The organism is Microbacterium enclense (genome assembly GCF_004022425.1).
In the GTDB taxonomy this organism is placed as follows: domain Bacteria; phylum Actinomycetota; class Actinomycetes; order Actinomycetales; family Microbacteriaceae; genus Microbacterium; species Microbacterium enclense_A.
In genome coordinates, this window is the sequence record NZ_RBZY01000001.1 from 86,793 (window position 1) to 101,475 (window position 14,683).

General features: G+C 70.2%; 13 protein-coding genes. 1 reads left to right on the plus strand and 12 read right to left on the minus strand.

The window, feature by feature from the left end; all coding sequences use genetic code 11:
- Nucleotides 1-21: 21 nt before the first annotated feature.
- From D8Y23_RS00405 to D8Y23_RS00420, 4 genes are read right to left on the minus strand one after another with little or no spacing between them, the layout of a single operon-like run.
- Nucleotides 22-1,350 carry an ABC transporter substrate-binding protein gene (locus D8Y23_RS00405; RefSeq protein WP_164878085.1) on the minus strand — a complete coding sequence of 443 codons (1,329 nt, stop codon included), beginning with the start codon at nucleotides 1,348-1,350 and terminating at the stop codon, nucleotides 22-24.
- A 45-nt stretch (nucleotides 1,351-1,395) separates the two neighbouring features.
- Entirely contained in the window at nucleotides 1,396-2,403 is a 1,008-nt protein-coding gene (locus D8Y23_RS00410) for a nucleoside hydrolase (RefSeq protein ID WP_128216202.1), read from the minus strand.
- Nucleotides 2,403-3,725 (minus strand): ADP-ribosylglycohydrolase family protein, encoded by a 1,323-nt coding sequence (locus D8Y23_RS00415; RefSeq protein ID WP_128216203.1) that lies wholly within the window; start codon nucleotides 3,723-3,725, stop codon nucleotides 2,403-2,405. The genes D8Y23_RS00410 and D8Y23_RS00415 overlap by 1 nt, the downstream gene beginning before the upstream one ends.
- Nucleotides 3,726-3,773: 48 nt before the next feature.
- Entirely contained in the window at nucleotides 3,774-4,823 is a 1,050-nt protein-coding gene (locus tag D8Y23_RS00420) for a LacI family DNA-binding transcriptional regulator (protein ID WP_128216204.1), read from the minus strand.
- 273 nt (nucleotides 4,824-5,096) lie between these two features.
- Between D8Y23_RS00420 and D8Y23_RS00425 the strand changes: the two genes are divergently transcribed.
- Nucleotides 5,097-5,933, plus strand: a complete 837-nt coding sequence (locus tag D8Y23_RS00425; protein ID WP_128216205.1) for an alpha/beta fold hydrolase — start codon at nucleotides 5,097-5,099, stop codon at nucleotides 5,931-5,933.
- A gap of 49 nt (nucleotides 5,934-5,982) precedes the next feature.
- Here D8Y23_RS00425 and D8Y23_RS00430 read toward each other — a convergent pair whose 3' ends face one another.
- The 8 genes from D8Y23_RS00430 to D8Y23_RS00465 are packed head-to-tail and all read right to left on the minus strand — an operon-like array spanning nucleotide 5,983 to nucleotide 14,650.
- Nucleotides 5,983-6,852, minus strand: a complete 870-nt coding sequence (locus D8Y23_RS00430) for an SMP-30/gluconolactonase/LRE family protein (RefSeq protein ID WP_205796671.1) — start codon at nucleotides 6,850-6,852, stop codon at nucleotides 5,983-5,985.
- A 1-nt stretch (nucleotide 6,853) separates the two neighbouring features.
- On the minus strand, nucleotides 6,854-7,606 hold the full coding sequence (locus tag D8Y23_RS00435) for an SDR family NAD(P)-dependent oxidoreductase (protein ID WP_128216206.1): 753 nt from the start codon (nucleotides 7,604-7,606) through the stop codon (nucleotides 6,854-6,856).
- The gene (locus D8Y23_RS00440) at nucleotides 7,603-8,724 is read right to left on the minus strand and encodes a zinc-binding dehydrogenase (RefSeq protein ID WP_128216207.1); all 1,122 of its coding nucleotides are present in this window, start codon (nucleotides 8,722-8,724) and stop codon (nucleotides 7,603-7,605) included. Before D8Y23_RS00440 ends, D8Y23_RS00435 begins: the two co-directional genes overlap by 4 nt.
- A gap of 16 nt (nucleotides 8,725-8,740) precedes the next feature.
- Nucleotides 8,741-10,465, minus strand: a complete 1,725-nt coding sequence (locus tag D8Y23_RS00445; RefSeq protein WP_128216208.1) for an IlvD/Edd family dehydratase — start codon at nucleotides 10,463-10,465, stop codon at nucleotides 8,741-8,743.
- The gene (locus tag D8Y23_RS00450) at nucleotides 10,462-11,943 is read right to left on the minus strand and encodes an aldehyde dehydrogenase family protein (protein WP_128216209.1); all 1,482 of its coding nucleotides are present in this window, start codon (nucleotides 11,941-11,943) and stop codon (nucleotides 10,462-10,464) included. Before D8Y23_RS00450 ends, D8Y23_RS00445 begins: the two co-directional genes overlap by 4 nt.
- Nucleotides 11,933-13,204 carry an endo-1,4-beta-xylanase gene (locus D8Y23_RS00455; RefSeq protein WP_128216210.1) on the minus strand — a complete coding sequence of 424 codons (1,272 nt, stop codon included), beginning with the start codon at nucleotides 13,202-13,204 and terminating at the stop codon, nucleotides 11,933-11,935. The genes D8Y23_RS00450 and D8Y23_RS00455 overlap by 11 nt, the downstream gene beginning before the upstream one ends.
- On the minus strand, nucleotides 13,197-13,577 hold the full coding sequence (locus tag D8Y23_RS00460) for a tautomerase family protein (protein ID WP_128216211.1): 381 nt from the start codon (nucleotides 13,575-13,577) through the stop codon (nucleotides 13,197-13,199). Before D8Y23_RS00460 ends, D8Y23_RS00455 begins: the two co-directional genes overlap by 8 nt.
- Complete coding sequence (locus D8Y23_RS00465) at nucleotides 13,577-14,650, minus strand: Gfo/Idh/MocA family protein (protein ID WP_128216212.1); 1,074 nt, start codon at nucleotides 14,648-14,650, stop codon at nucleotides 13,577-13,579. Before D8Y23_RS00465 ends, D8Y23_RS00460 begins: the two co-directional genes overlap by 1 nt.
- Nucleotides 14,651-14,683: the final 33 nt, after the last annotated feature.

Sequence of the window (14,683 nt, forward strand, 5' to 3'; positions counted from 1 at the left end):
CCCCGGTACCGGCGGCTGGTCTCACTGGCGGTACTTCGACCAGGCGTCGTCGAGTTGGGTCGACGCCGAGTCGAGGGCCGACGTGACATCCGTGCCGTTGATGATGTCGCTGAAGGTCTTCGTCATGATGTCCTCGAACTCCACGTAGCCCACGGTCTGCAGGCGGATCGTGGCGGTGGTGGCCAACTCGCTCTTCATCAGGTCGACCACCCCGGTGAACCGCGGGTCCGTGAACACCTCCGAGTCGTAGAACTTCGCCGAGCCCTCGAGGTTCGACGGGGGGACCGCCAACGCCGAGAGGTACTGCGCGTAGCCGCCGTCGTCGATGCCCATGAACTTCAGGAAGATCGCGCTCGCGTTGGCCTTCTCCACGGTCGCCTGGGGATTCATCCCGAGGGACCAGCCACCCGTGGGCGTCGCCGCCTCACCACCGGCGAAGGCCGGGAAGGGGGCGATGCCGAAGTCGAGACCCTGCTCGCCGACGAACTGGGTCCCCCACCAGGGACCGCCGACGTAGTAGGCGACCTTGCCCGCCGCGAAGAGACTGGGCGTGTCCGCCACCGCGACGCCACGGGGCGAGAGTCCGTCGGCGAAGAGGGACCCGTACCACCCGAAGGCCTTCTCCCACCCCTCGTTCGTCACGTCCGGCGTGAGGTTGCCGTCTCCGGTTCCGCCGGGACCTCCGCCCGCACTCTCGGCGAGCGGCTGCAGCTGGTAGTACCGGTCGATCTGGTCGAACACCAGTCCGTACTGCGCACCCGCGGCCTGAGCTTTCTCGGCATCCTCGGTCAGCTGTTCCCACGTCTCTCGAGCGTCCGGAGCCGCGCCGGGTGCGGCGATCCCGGCCGCCGCGAGGAGGGTCTTGTTGTAGTACATGATGTTCGTCGACGTCTGATACGGCATCGCGACGAGCTTCCCGTCCACGGTGGATGCCTGCAGGCTCGACGGATCCACCGCAGAAGCCAGATCGGGAAACGTGCCGCTCATGTCGGTCAGCCACCCGCGCGCCGCGTACGCGGCGGTCCGCGGCATGTCGACGTCGAAGACGTCGATGGCATCCTGCGACGAGGTCAGTCGCGCCGCCAGGACACTGTTGAAGTCATCGAAGGGCACCGCCTCATAGCTGACGGTGATGTTCGGGTGCGCCGCGTGGAAGGCGTCCAGCACGGGTTGGATCTGCTTCGCGTCGTACGCGGCGCCCGCGTAGGTGAGGGTGATGGGCTCGGTCGGCTCCGTCAGGCTGGACGGTGCGACGCCGTCGATGGTTCCCGACCCTCCCGAGCCGGCGCACCCGGCGAGAGCGGTGAGGGCGAGCGCTGTTCCTGTGCCGGCGGCAAGCCAGCGGGTCACGCCATTGTGAGATCGCATTTCGGGTTACTCCTTCTGCTGTGGTGGTCAGACGTGCGGGTCGGGCGTCGGGGAAAGGTCGATACGAGAGAAGAAGAGTCGACGGAACGCGTCGACATCGGTGTTCGTGGCAACCGTCGCGTTCGGGGTTCCGGGCACGGTGAGCGAGAGCCCCCGGTCGGCCACCACGAGGCCACGGGCCAGATCGCTGACCACCTCGACTTCCACGTGCGCGGCCTCCCATTCGCAGATGCCGGGGTCGAGGTGGGCCGCAATGACCAAGGGGTCGTGGAGGAAGCATCCGTCGGCGTGTTCCGGACGTCTCGGAAACGCGCGGGCGAGGTAATCGATCCACGCGTGCGTGCACTCCCCCGCCCAGAGGGAGAACGGGTCCGCCGACGCGAGCATGCGGTCCGCGTCCGCCCGCGTCAGCAGCACCCGGGAAGTCTGGTCGAGCCCGACCATGGTGAGGCGGCCGCCGCTGCGAACGACCTCGTCCAGCGCTTCGGGGTCGACGTACGTGTTGAAGTCCCCGACGACCGAGATGTTCTGCGCGTAGCCCGTCGCGCTCCCCGCCATCAGCACGAACTCACGCACGTTCGCCGCGAAGGTGGGAGAACGCTGGATCGCGAGCGCGAGGTTCGTCATCGGACCGATGGCCAGGACGGTGATCTCGCCGGGGAAACGCTCGACCTGTTCGATCATCCAGTCCGCCGCGTGAACCGAGGAGCTCGGGGCCCGCATCTCCTGGTCCTCGGGTCGGCCGCGGTGGCCGGGTACGGCCTCGAAAAGAGCGCGCACGGGTTCCATGTCGCGCGACAAGGGCGCCTCGGCGCCCGCGAGGACGGGGAGGTCGGGAACGCCGAGTCGGTCGGCGAGGTTCCGGGCGACGTGCACACCGGTCTCGAGAGTGACGTTGCCGTTGACGATGGTGAGGCCCAGCACCTCCACCCGGGGATCGCGCACGGCGAGGGCGATCGCGAGCCCGTCGTCGATGTCACTGCCGGGCTCGCCGAGGCCCGGGTCGGTGTCGATGATGACTTTGCGGGGGGCCATCACAGCACCGCCTCCGACTCCGCCGCGACGGCGATGCGAGCAACGGCCACGGTGCGCGCCGCGAGTTCGTCGATGGTGACGCGGTCGAAGTCGCGGATGCTGCTGCGCACGCGATGGTGCGTCGACCCCACGAGTTCCGCCGGGATGGCGTCGTCGCCGTGGAGCGCGCCGAAGACGCTCCCCGTCGTCGCGGCGGAAGAATCCGTGTCGCGACCGGCGGCGATGGTCAGAGCGACGGACTCGGTGAATCCGCTCCCCCAGAGGAGCCCGGCGGCGATCGCGGCAGCGTTGTGGATGGTGTGCACCCAGTTGTAGTGCCCGAGTTCGCGGTCGATCCAGTCGAGCCCGTCGACGGCGCTCGCCCCGCTGCGGTGGACATCGAGGATGCCGTCGAGCGCGGCGGCGAGGCGAGAACGGTCCGGCACGAATCGACGGGCGACGACGAGCGCTTCCTCGGCACTTTCGGTGGAGAACGCTCCGGCCACGAGTGCCGCCGCCCACGTCTCGCCGTAGATGCCGTTCTGCACATGGGTGAGTCGGGCGTCGACGAGTGCCATCGCGGCGGCGGCGGCTGGATCGCCGGGGTGGACGTAGCCGAAGATGTCGGCGCGGATGAGCGCCCCGATCCATTCCCGGTAGGGATTGTCGCGGGTTGCCGTGTCTGGAGCGTGGACACCGTGGACGAGATTCCGGTACGCCGCTCGCTCGGCGGTAAACGTCTGCGTGAACGGGATGCGGTCCAGCCACTCGTTGGCGATGTCCTCCGTGGTGAGCCGTCCGCCGTAGCGCTCCACGAGGTGCAGGCCGAGGATGGTCCAGTCGAGGTCGTCGTCTCTGGGCACGTCCGTGAATCGACCCGCGGCAGAGTACGGGGCGGATTCATGCAGGTGGGAGACCCCCTCGGGCAGCGGCTCGAGGAGTTCGACGTATCCGATTTGCGGCCACTGGCCAGCGGCGCGCAGGTAGGTCTCCACTTCGGTCCTCGACAGTCCCTCGATGGGCTTGCCGAGCGTGTTCCCGACGGCGCGACCGAGCCAGGCGCCCCTCACCCGTCGCGGGAAGTCGTCGCGATCGACCGGCCGGGGCTCGACGCCGGCGCCGAGGAGCTGCAGCGTCGTCGGGTCGCTGGGTTCGTCGTAGGGCCAGTCCGGTCGCAGTGGCGCGGCCGCGAGTTGCTCCCGGACACGGGCGAGGGCGTGAAGGTCGGACGCCGCCGCGGCGAGGCGCGCACGCGTCTGCAGATCACCGACGAGGTACCCGGAGTGGGCGAGCTGCTCCGCCTCGTCGGGGACGAGGTCGCGGGGGTCGAGGGCAGAGTGCACGACTGCTTCCTTCTGTGTCGAGGGACGTTCTGTGGGCGCCGGGACGGATCAGGTCGATTCGCGGGTCTGCAGCGTGTGCTGGACACGCACGTGCCGGTGCGTCGTCGTGATGCCCTCCGCGATGCGATGGAGGAGCAGCTCTCCAGCTGCCCGGCCGATCTCCTCCGCGGGGATCCGAACGGTGGTGAGCGCGGGCCGCACGAGGGCGGCGGCGTCGATGTCATCGACGCCGATGATCGCGATATCGTCCGGCACGGCCAGCCCCTGCCGCTGCGCGGCGTCGAGCGCGCCGATCGCCATCAGGTCGTTGGCACAGAAGACCGCGCTGGGACGTTCGCGCAGCGCCAACAGGCTGTTCATGCCGTCGAATCCGCTTTCGCGCGTCCAGTCACCGCGCTCGATCATCTGCGGATCCACCGGCAGGTCGAGATCCTGCATCGCGCGCAGGTATCCGAGGTGGCGGGGCTTGCCGGGCGTCTGATTCACCGGACCCGTGATGGTGGCGATACGGCGATGACCCAGGAGGTGCAGATGCACCACGGCATCCGCCGCGATCCTCTCGTCGTCGGCTGTCACCCAATCGATGGGAAGCGTGGAGGCGCCTGCCCCGACCGTGACGACGGGAATGCCGGCGTCGCGCAGGCGGGAGATGTCGTCGTCGACGTCGCTCACTGCGATCACGACACCGTCCGCGCGCCGCTGGATCGCGTCCGTGACGAAGGCCTCGGTGAGCGCACCCTCGCCCGCCCCGGCGTCGAACAGGATCACTACCTGGTTCTGGCTGGAGACCGCTGCCTGCAGGCCGCGCGCCAGAGACGGGTAGAACGGGTTCGTGATGTCCTGAGCGATCAGGGCGATGGTGTTGCTCCGGTTGCGGTTGAGCGCCTGCGCGAAGAAGTTCGGACTGAACCCGAGCTCGTCCATCACCTTCTCGACACGTCGACGCGTCTCCGCGGACACCGGACGGTTCCCCGAGAGCACGTGCGACACCGTCGTCTTGCTCACTCCCGCAGCAGCCGCGACAGCCTGAATGGTGACCGCCGTGGCGACGTCGCGCCGAGCGTTCGGGGAGTCCAAACTGGTTTTACGATCGGACACCGTCGAGCCTCCATTGGTCCGGATAAAGCCTCATTTGAGGCTGCAAACTGTTTGCAAACTAGTTTGCGTATGTTGAGAGTACCCCCGCCCACCCGGGAGGTCAATGGACGATTTCGAACGCGTCGCCCCGGTCTGCCTCACCGAGCACCGCGCGTACACCGAAGCGTCACTGGACAGAGCGCGCGAGCGGGTGTGAACTTCCCGTGTGAGCGCTCCCGCGATTCACGGAGCGTTCGCGTCACCCCCATTGGATGTCACACGAGAGGTTCGATCATGGGATTCGTCACCACAGAAGACGGCGCAGAGATCTACTTCAAGGACTGGGGTCCGAAGGACGCCCAGCCGATCATGTTCCATCACGGCTGGCCGCTGTCGTCGGACGACTGGGATGCGCAACTGCTGTACTTCCTCGACAAGGGCTACCGCGTGATCGCGAGCGACCGCCGCGGCCACGGCCGTTCGTCGCAGATCAGCACCGGTCACGACATGGACCACTACGCCAGCGACGCCTCAGCCGTCGTCGAGCACCTCGACCTGCACGACGCGATCCACATCGGTCACTCGACCGGCGGTGGCCAGGTCGCCCGCTACGTCGCGCAGTACGGCGAGCCGCAGGGGCGCGTGGCCAAGGCCGTCCTCGTCGCCGCTGTCCCCCCGCTCATGCTGCAGACCGACGCCAACCCGGACGGGCTGCCCCTGTCGGTGTTCGACGGCTTCCGCGAGGCCCTCGCTGGCAACCGCGCGGAGTTCTTCGAGGCCGTGGCATCCGGCCCGTTCTACGGCTTCAACCGCGACGGCGTCGAGACCCAGCAGCGCGTGGTCGACAACTGGTGGCGCCAGGGGATGACCGGCAGCGCCCTCGCCCACTACCTCGGGATCGCCGCGTTCTCGGAGACCGATCAGACCGAGGATCTGAAGGCCATCACGGTTCCGGTGCTGGTGCTCCAGGGCGACGACGATCAGGTGGTGCCGTATCGCAACGCCGCGCTGAAGCAGCACGAACTGCTGCAGAACTCGACCCTCAAGATCTACGAGGGCTTCCCCCACGGCATGCTGACCACGCACGCGGACGTGATCAACCCCGACATCCTGGCGTTCATCCAGGGATGACGCTCACCCGTGCGGTGGCGCACTCGGGGGTCCGGGTGCGCCGCCGTCCTCACCTTCCGAACGAGTGGACCTCCGCGCCCCGCACTCCGACGGGCACCATCAGGACGCGTCCCGCGAGGGGCTCCTCCCCCGCCGCGACTCCCTGACGCGAGGTCGTCACGTACAGGAGCGGAGTGCCGTCACCGCCGAACGCGCATGACGTAGGGTTCGTGACCGGCAGGGGCATCACGTGGTCGAGCCGCCCCGCGGCGTCGTAACGGTGGACGGCGCCGCCGCCCCACATCGCGACCCACAGGCCACCCTCGGCGTCGAGAGCCATCCCGTCGGGAGACCCCGGAGCGTCGTCCTCCATCCGCACGAACACTCGCGAGGCGCCGAACGTGCCGCGATCGGGGTCGTAGTCGTAGGCCCTGATCTCGCGGGACAGCGTGTCGGCGTGGAGCGCCGTGGTCCCGGCATCCGCCCACACCAGTCCGTTCGGGATCGACACCCCCTCCAGGGCGACGTGGACGCTCAGATCGGGGTCGAGGCGGTACACCCGCCCACCGCCCGGGCGCATGTCGTACGCCATCGAACCGCAGAACAAGCGCCCCGCCGCGTCGCACGCGCCCTCGTTCATGCGCACCGCGGGGTCGTCGAACACGGGGATCCTCCGCACGACGGCGAGGTCGTCGTCGAGCAGCGCGAAGCCGCGCTCGACCGCGGCGACGAACCCGCCGTCACGACGACGCCGGATCACGCTCAAGACGTCCGCGATGTGCGTGCGATCGACGGATGCCACCTCGCCGGCGACGGTGATCAGGTCGCCGGCGAGCATGTCGACGTGACGCAGCGTGCCGGTCGCGGCATCCCAGAAGGCGCCCTCGCCGTGGTCGACCTCGGGATCGCCGATCCATCGGGCCGCGGCCGCATCGGTCACGTTAGAGCCAGCCACCGTCGACCACCCACTTCTGCGCCGTGCACATCGCGGAGTCGTCGGCGGCCAGCCACAGAACCATGCGTGCCACGTCCGCGGGGTACACCTTGTCTTCCAGGCTTTGGTTGCGGCGGATGTGCTCTTCGGCCTCGGGCGTCACCCAGTCGCGCATCTGCCGCGCCGTCATGACCCACCCGGGAATGACGCAGTTGACGCGGATGCGATCGGGGCCGAGTTCGCGCGCCAGCGTGCGGGTCAGTCCCTCGATGCCGGCTTTGGCGGTGATGTACCCGACGAGGTCCGGGAGGTCGATGTGCGCACTGATCGACCCCATGTTGATGATCGAGCCGCCGCCCGTCGCCCGCATCATCGGGGCGACGGCCCGCGCGGCGAAGAAATGGTGGCGGAGGTTCACGGCCTGCCGGTCGTCCCAGTACGCCACGTCGAGCTCGTCGATCGTGTGGCGCAGGTCGTGCGCGGCGTTGTTGACGAGGATCTGCACGGGGCCGAGATCGGCGGCGAAACGCGCGATCGCGTCCTCGAGGGCGGGGATGTCCCGCACGTCGCACCGCAGGAACCGCGCGGCCCCGCCGAGCTCCGCGGCGAGCGCCTCCGCCGCGGCGACGTCGATGTCGACGAACCCGACGCGCGCGCCCTGCGCGACGAGGTGGCGGACGATCTCCTCGCCGAGCCCGGTCGCCCCGCCGCTGACGACGGCGACGCGTCCGGCCAGGCTGGGGTAGCTCGCATAGGTCATGCCGGAACACCCCCCGGCAGGATCACCGCACGTCCCACCGCACCTGCGGCGAGAGCGGCGAACGCCTCGTTCACCCCGTCCAGCGGGTAGCGGGTCCCGATGAGCTCGTCGAGGGGAAGGAGTCCCGCGCGGTACAGCTCGAAGATCGCGGGGAGATCCAGCGCCGGCACCGAAGAGCCGTACAGCGAACCGACGATCTTCTTCTGCCGCTGCACCAGCTCGTTGATCGGCACCTCGAACGTCTGCCCGACGGCGCCGAGCCCGACCGCGACCGCCGTGCCGAGCGGCCGGAGCATCCGCACCGCGGTCGCGAGGGTCTGCGGGCGGCCGACGGCCTCGATGGCCCACGCCACCCCGCCCGGGGCGATCGCGAGCACGTCATCGACCGGGTCGCCCTCTCCCACGAGCACCGTGTGCGTCGCCCCGAGGCGGCGGGCGAGCGCGAGCTTGTCCTCGTCGACATCGACGGCGATCAGCGGATACGCGCCGGAGAGCTTCGCCCCCATGATCGCGGCGAGCCCCACACCGCCCGCACCGATCACGACGACCGGGTCGCCCAGGCACCGCCCGATGACGTTGCGCGCGACCCCGACACCGGTGATCACGGCGCACCCCGCGATCGCGGCGATCTCGGCGGGGATGTCGTCGGGCACGGGCACGACGCTGCGCTCGTGCACGACGACTCGCTCGGCGAAGCTCGACGCACCGAGCAGGTGATGAACGGGTCCGTCGGTGTCGCGCATCCGCGTCGTCCCGTCGAGGAGCCCCCCGGACTGCGCCTGGACGGCGCCCATCTCGCACATGATCGGAGCGCCGACCATGCACTGGCGGCACCGCCCGCAGTTGGGACGCCACAGCAGAGCGACCCGATCGCCGACGCGGATCGCACCGCTCGTGCGCTCGCCGACCGCCCGCACGCGGCCGGCGCCCTCGTGCCCCGGCACGACCGGGAGCGGACACCGCAGCTCTCCCCGGAGGTAGTGCAGGTCGGAGTGGCAGACGCCCGCCGCCTCGATCTCGACGAGGATCTCCTCGGGGCCGGGGTCGGCGAGTTCGATCTGTTCGATCCGCGGGGGTTCGCCGGGCTCTCGCAGCACGGCGGCCTGGATCAGAGGCATCGGGACTCCTTCGGGGTCAGTGGGACTCGCGCATGACGGCCGGCCCGGTCGCCCCGACGAGGAAGTCGAGGTCGGCACCGGTATCGGCCTGCTGGACATGGTCGACGTAGAGCTGCTCCCACCCGCGCCGCGGCGAGGCATACGCCCCCGACGCGGGTTCGCGCGTCCGCAGCTCCTCGTCCGAGACCAGCATCCGCAGGCTCCGTGCGGCCACATCGAGGTCGATCAGGTCGCCGTCGCGGACGAGGGCGAGGGGGCCACCGGCCGCGGCCTCGGGGGCGACGTGCAGAACGACGGTGCCGTACGCGGTGCCGCTCATGCGGCCATCGCAGATGCGGACCATGTCGCGCACCCCGCGCTCGAGGAGCTTCCGTGGAAGCGGCATGTTCGCCACCTCGGGCATACCGGGGTACCCGCGCGGCCCGCATCCGCGCAGCACGAGGACGGAGTCCTCATCGACGACGAGGTCGGGGTCGTCGATGCGGGCCCGCATGTCTTCGACGGAGTCGAACACCACGGCCGGGCCGCGGTGACGAAGCAGCGCCGGAGTGGCCGCGGCGGGCTTGATGATCGCTCCCGACGGAGCGAGGTTGCCGCGCAGCACCACGATCCCGGCATCCGGCAGCAGGGGTTCGTCCGCCGTGCGGATCACCGCACGATCCCAGACCTCGTGCGCGTCGAGCTCATCGACGAACGGGCGGCCGGCGACGGTGATCGCTATGGGGTCGAGCCGATCCCGCACCTCGCGCAGGACCGCGAGGTAGCCGCCGGCGCGGAAGAGGTCCTCCATGAGGTACGTGCCCGCGGGTTGGAGGTTGACCAGGAGGGGCACGCCCTCGCCGATCGCGTCGAAGTCGTCGAGCGTGAGGTCCACGCCCACACGCCCCGCGATCGCGAGCAGGTGAACGACGGCGTTGGTCGACCCGCCGATGGCGGCGAGCGCGACGATCGCGTTGTGGAACGAGGCCTTCGTCATGACATCCGCGGGGGTGAGCCCTTCCCGTGCGAGCTCGACGATGCGGCGGCCGGTCGCGTGCGAGTACTCCAGCAACCGGCTGTCGGGAGCGGGGATGCCGGCGATGCCGGGCAGCGTCATGCCCAGCGCCTCGGCCATGAAGGCCATCGTCGAGGCGGTGCCCATCGTGTTGCAGTGCCCGCGGCTGCGGATCATCGACGACTCCGTCGAGCGGAAGACGTCGCCGGCGAGTCCACCGGCGCGCACCTCCTCGCTCAGCTTCCACACGTCGGTCCCGCACCCGAGGGGCCGGCCGCGGAACGTGCCGTTGAGCATCGGCCCGCCGGGCACGACGATGGCGGGGATGCCGACGGAGGCTGCGGCCATGAGGAGGGCGGGGATGGTCTTGTCGCATCCGCCGAGCAGCACCACCGCGTCGACGGGGTTGGCGCGCAGGAGCTCCTCGGCCGCCATCGCTGCCATGTTGCGCCACAGCATCGCGGTGGTCCGGACGGTCGTCTCGCCGATCGACACCATGGGCAGGTTGTACGGGATGCCGCCGGCTTCGTACACACCGTTCTTGACGCTCTGCGCGACCTCGTCGAGGTGCGCATTGCACGGTGTGAGCTCGGACGCGGTGTTGGCGATCGCGATGTTCGGACGCCCGTCGAAGGCATGGTCGGGGACGCCGCGGCGCATCCACGCGCGGTGGAGGTAGGCGTTGCGGTCGTCGCCCCCGTAGAACTCGGCGCTGCGGATGCCGCCCCCGGGTACGTGGTCGGTCATGGGGTGGTTCCTCTGTTCGGAGACGGCAGCACGAGCTCGCCGTCGCGGCGGTGCGGAATGCCCGCCAGGGCCTCATCGCGCAGGTCGGCGGGGAGCGCCTCGGCGGGCACCTGCTGGTAGGCGACGGGGCGCAGGAACCGACGGATCGAGGTGGCTCCCACCGAGGTGTACGTGTTCGTCGTCGCCGGCCACGGGCCCCCGTGGTGCTGACTCCAGGTCACGACGACGCCCGTGGGCCAGCCGTCGAAGACGATGCGTCCGACCCGCTCTTCCAGGGCCGCGACGACCGCGTCGATCGCCTCGCCCGGCTGTGCATGGAGCGTGCCCGTGAGCGACCCGCCCACGAGGGCGAGAGCGGCGACGACCTCGTCGACCTCGTCGTACTCCACGAGCAGCGTCACCGGGCCGAAGCACTCCTCGAGGAGCGCGTCGGACCGCTCTCGGAATGTGTCGATGCCGGTCGCGACGACGACCGCGCGCACGGGGCCGGACGCCTCCGAGGTCTCGCCCGCGACGACGCGCGCCGCTCCCTCCTCACGCAGACGATCCACACCGGGCGCGAACGCCGCCGAGATGCGATCGGTGAGCAGGGTGAACTCGGGGCGCTCCGCGACGCGCGCGCGCAGGCGCGGGTCGTCCGCGACCCCGCGGGGTACGAAAACCAGTCCCGGCTTCGTGCAGAACTGTCCCCCGCCGAGGGTGAAGGACGCGACGAGCCCGTCGATGATCGCGTCGCCACGAGCCGCGACGGCGCCGGGGGTGACGACGACCGGGTTCGTGCTGCCGAGCTCGCCGAAGAACGGGATCGGGTCGGGACGCCGCGCGATCTCGTCCATCAGCCCCCGCGCCCCCGCAAGGGAGCCGGTGAAGGCCGCGGCACGGACGGCCGACGCCCGCACGAGATCGAGGCCCGCCTGGCGCCCCTCGACGAGACCGAAGGCGCCCGCCGGGGCACCCGCGGCGGCGAGCGCGTCCGTCACGATCCGCGCGGTTTCCCGCGACAGCTCGGGGTGGCCGGAGTGCCCCTTCACCACGACGGGGCATCCCGCCGCCAGCGCCGCGGCGGTGTCTCCCCCGGCGACCGAGAAGGCGAAGGGGAAGTTCGACGCCGAGAAGACGGCGACCGTCCCGAGCGGCCTCAAGAAGCGGCGCAACTCCGGACGCGGCGGAACAGCGGCGGCGTCGACGATGGCCTCGAGGTACGCGCCCTCCTCGATCACTCCGGCGAACAGGCGCAACTGCCCGGTGGTGCGGGCCACCTCGCCGCGCAGGCGCTCAGCACCCAGGTGCGTTTCGCGGTCCGCGAGCTCGACGAGCGCGGGCGCCTCGGCATCCACGGCGTCCGCGATGGCACGGAGCCACCCGGCGCGGACCTCTCGGCTCGCGGCTCGGAGGGCCGGGGCCGCACCGGCGGCGAGGGCGACGACGTCGCTCACCCCGCCGCCGGCGCGGGCGGTTCCGGTCGCCTCACCGGGCATCGGGATCGACCACGATCTCGATCGGCGTGGAATCCGACACCTCCACGACGGCGGATGCCGTGCCGCTGTCGACGCGGTATCGGCCCGCGAACCCGTCGATCGCGACGATGCCGTCGGCGTCGGCGGTGACGTCGGTCGGCGCCACCCACCACTCGCCGCGGATGAGCGCGTGCAGCGCGTCGTAGGCGGGCTTACGGGTCCCGTCGGCACGGATGATGCCGGCGGGCGCTCCGAGCCACGACCCGTGGTCGGTGATGCCCCAGTAGGTGAGCGACTCGACCGCCGGGTTCGCGAGGACCGTGCGGTAGTGGCGCACGATCTCGTCGGCCTGACGCGCCTCCCCCTCGGGGGTGCTCGGCCACTCGTCGACGATGTAGTCGTTGAGGTCGACGATCTCGGGAGGCATGATCTCCCCCGACACCAGCGTGGTCTCGGTCATCTGCAGCGGCAGCCCGAAGGCGGCGAAGCGCTCCAGGATCTCTGCGATCTGGTCCTCGCCGCGGAAGCCCTGGTGCATGTGGGTCTGCACCCCGAGCGCATCGATCCGGATGCCGGCATCCAGACAGTCCGCGATGAGGCGCTCGTAGTCCGCCGACAGGTCGAAGTCGTTGAGCACGAGGCGGGCATTGGGGTTCGCCTCACGGGCGGACTCGAACGCCAGCTTCACCATCTCGACGCGTCCCTTGGACTGCGCCAATCGCGTGACGGCGTTCTCTTCGGCGGTGAACACCGGGAGGATCACCGCTTCGTTGATGGCATCCCACAGGTCGATCACCCCCGTGAAGTTCGCCACCGTGGTGCGGACGCGATCGCGCAGGACGTCCTCGACCTCGGTGTCGCTCAGGTCGAGTAGCCACGACGGCGTGAGCGTGTGCCACACGAGCGGATGGCCCTTGATCTGGACGTCGCGCGCGGCGAACCACTGGGCGGTGCGCTTCAGGCGGACCTCGTCGGTCTGCCCCCGCTGGGGCTCGTACCCGCGCCAGTAGAACGGCAGGGTGACCGCGTTGAAGATATCGAGGTAGTCGGCGGCCAGACGCTCAGGATCGAGCGAGAGCGCTCCCCCGAAGTGCTCGAGTTCACGCGCGCCCTCGAGATCGGGCGCGCCCCCGATCCACTCGAGGAAGTCGAAACCGATGTTGCCGAACCCGAAGGCGTGCGCGGTCTGCTCGACCCGCGCCCGGGCGCCCGCGAGGGGACGCCCGGACGGGTCGACGAGACGCGCGCGTCCACCGACGCGGCGCTGCGAGAGATCAGGCATCGGGCGTGGACTCCCCGCGCGCGCCCGGGTACCAGTCGGGAATCGTGTTCTCGGTCACCGCGATGAAGACGTCGTCGGGCCGCACACCCTCCGCCTCCAAGCGGCGCGCGACAGCGCGGAACGCCCGAGCCTTGGTCTCGTCGTCGTACATGCTGACCATGAGGATGCGAACGTAGAGGACGTCGCGACGCTCGCCGCCGAGGTAGTGGGGATCGGCGATGATGTGATCCGCGGGCAGCGGGTGGATCACCTGGAAACGGTCCTCGATGTCCATGCCCAGGCCTTCAGCGAGACCCTGATGCACGGCCTCGGCGTACGCCAGGCGCGTTTCCACGGGGACGGTCTCGGAGACTTCGATCGTGATGAGGGGCATCAGGCCCACACCTCCTTGGTGACGCGCACGTCGGCGCGGTTGCGGGCGGACTCTTCGATGGCGAGTCCGAGCAGGTGGTCCTGGCAGGCGTCCGCCAGGGAGTAGGGGCCCTCGGCTTCGCCGCGCGCCCAGCGCCCGGTGACCTCGAGGAAGGAGGCGACCGCGATGTCGTCCTCCGACAGGCGCGTGCCCACCCAGGGGTTCCGGTAGACCATGCGGCCCTCGAACGCGGCGGAGACGACCTCGTTTCCTTCGAGGTTCATGTCGACACCGGTGCGGCGGTACGTGATGGGCGAGGTCAGGACGCCCTCGCTCGTGAGGCGCGTCACGGAGTCGTCGACGATCTCACCGAGAGATCCGCGCACGACGAGGCGCCGAGCCAGCAACGGGTTCCACCACTGGTTGTCGACGAAGTCGTACAGCCCCATGCGGCCGTCGCCGAAGTCGATCGTGCCGATCGTCGTCGTGCGCGGCTGCGGCTGCGGGTTCTCGACCCACCCGTCGAACGTTAGGGGGTCGACCAGGGGGGCCGTGAACGTCCGCGCCGAGACGACGGCATCCGCCATCCCCGCGCTCAGGTAGGAGCGCATGATCGAGGTGGCGTGGTAGAGGTGCGTGGAGGCGACCTCGACCGCCGTCGGCTGACCGATGGCCCCCGAGCGCACGACCTCGAGGCGGGCCGCGTGTCCGGGCATGAGCATGTACTGCTCGGCGACCTGCACCCGACCCGACGCGCCGACCGCCGCCCACAGCTCGCGCAGGCCCTCGGCTGTGGGCGCCGGCGGGGTCTCGGCCAGGACCTTGGCACCGCGCTCGACGAGTTCGGTCACGACACCGGGCATCGAGGGCCACGAGACCGACGCGATCACGAAGTCGGGCTCGAGCGCCAGGACCTCGTCGATCGTCCGGACGACGGGGATGCCCCACCGCTCGGCCATGCGCTCGGCGGCCTCGTCGCTCCGGGCCAGGACGCCGACGGCCTCCAGACGATCGGGGGCGGCGGCGGCCATGCGGATGTGGAAATCGGACCGCCAACCGGTGCCGATGACGGCGAATTTCACAGGAGTGCTCAAGGGGGAGTCTTTCTTCTCGGGGAGGGAGGGAGG

Excerpts from the sequence above, each read along its gene's own strand:
- D8Y23_RS00445 (WP_128216208.1), bottom strand. The coding sequence starts at position 10,465 with ATGACCGACCACGTACCCGGGGGCGGCATCCGCAGCGCCGAGTTCTAC.
- D8Y23_RS00425 (WP_128216205.1), top strand. The coding sequence starts at position 5,097 with ATGGGATTCGTCACCACAGAAGACGGCGCAGAGATCTACTTCAAGGAC.
- D8Y23_RS00435 (WP_128216206.1), bottom strand. The coding sequence starts at position 7,606 with ATGACCTATGCGAGCTACCCCAGCCTGGCCGGACGCGTCGCCGTCGTC.
- D8Y23_RS00410 (WP_128216202.1), bottom strand. The coding sequence starts at position 2,403 with ATGGCCCCCCGCAAAGTCATCATCGACACCGACCCGGGCCTCGGCGAG.
- D8Y23_RS00450 (WP_128216209.1), bottom strand. The coding sequence starts at position 11,943 with ATGCCCGGTGAGGCGACCGGAACCGCCCGCGCCGGCGGCGGGGTGAGC.
- D8Y23_RS00455 (WP_128216210.1), bottom strand. The coding sequence starts at position 13,204 with ATGCCTGATCTCTCGCAGCGCCGCGTCGGTGGACGCGCGCGTCTCGTC.
- D8Y23_RS00460 (WP_128216211.1), bottom strand. The coding sequence starts at position 13,577 with ATGCCCCTCATCACGATCGAAGTCTCCGAGACCGTCCCCGTGGAAACG.
- D8Y23_RS00440 (WP_128216207.1), bottom strand. The coding sequence starts at position 8,724 with ATGCCTCTGATCCAGGCCGCCGTGCTGCGAGAGCCCGGCGAACCCCCG.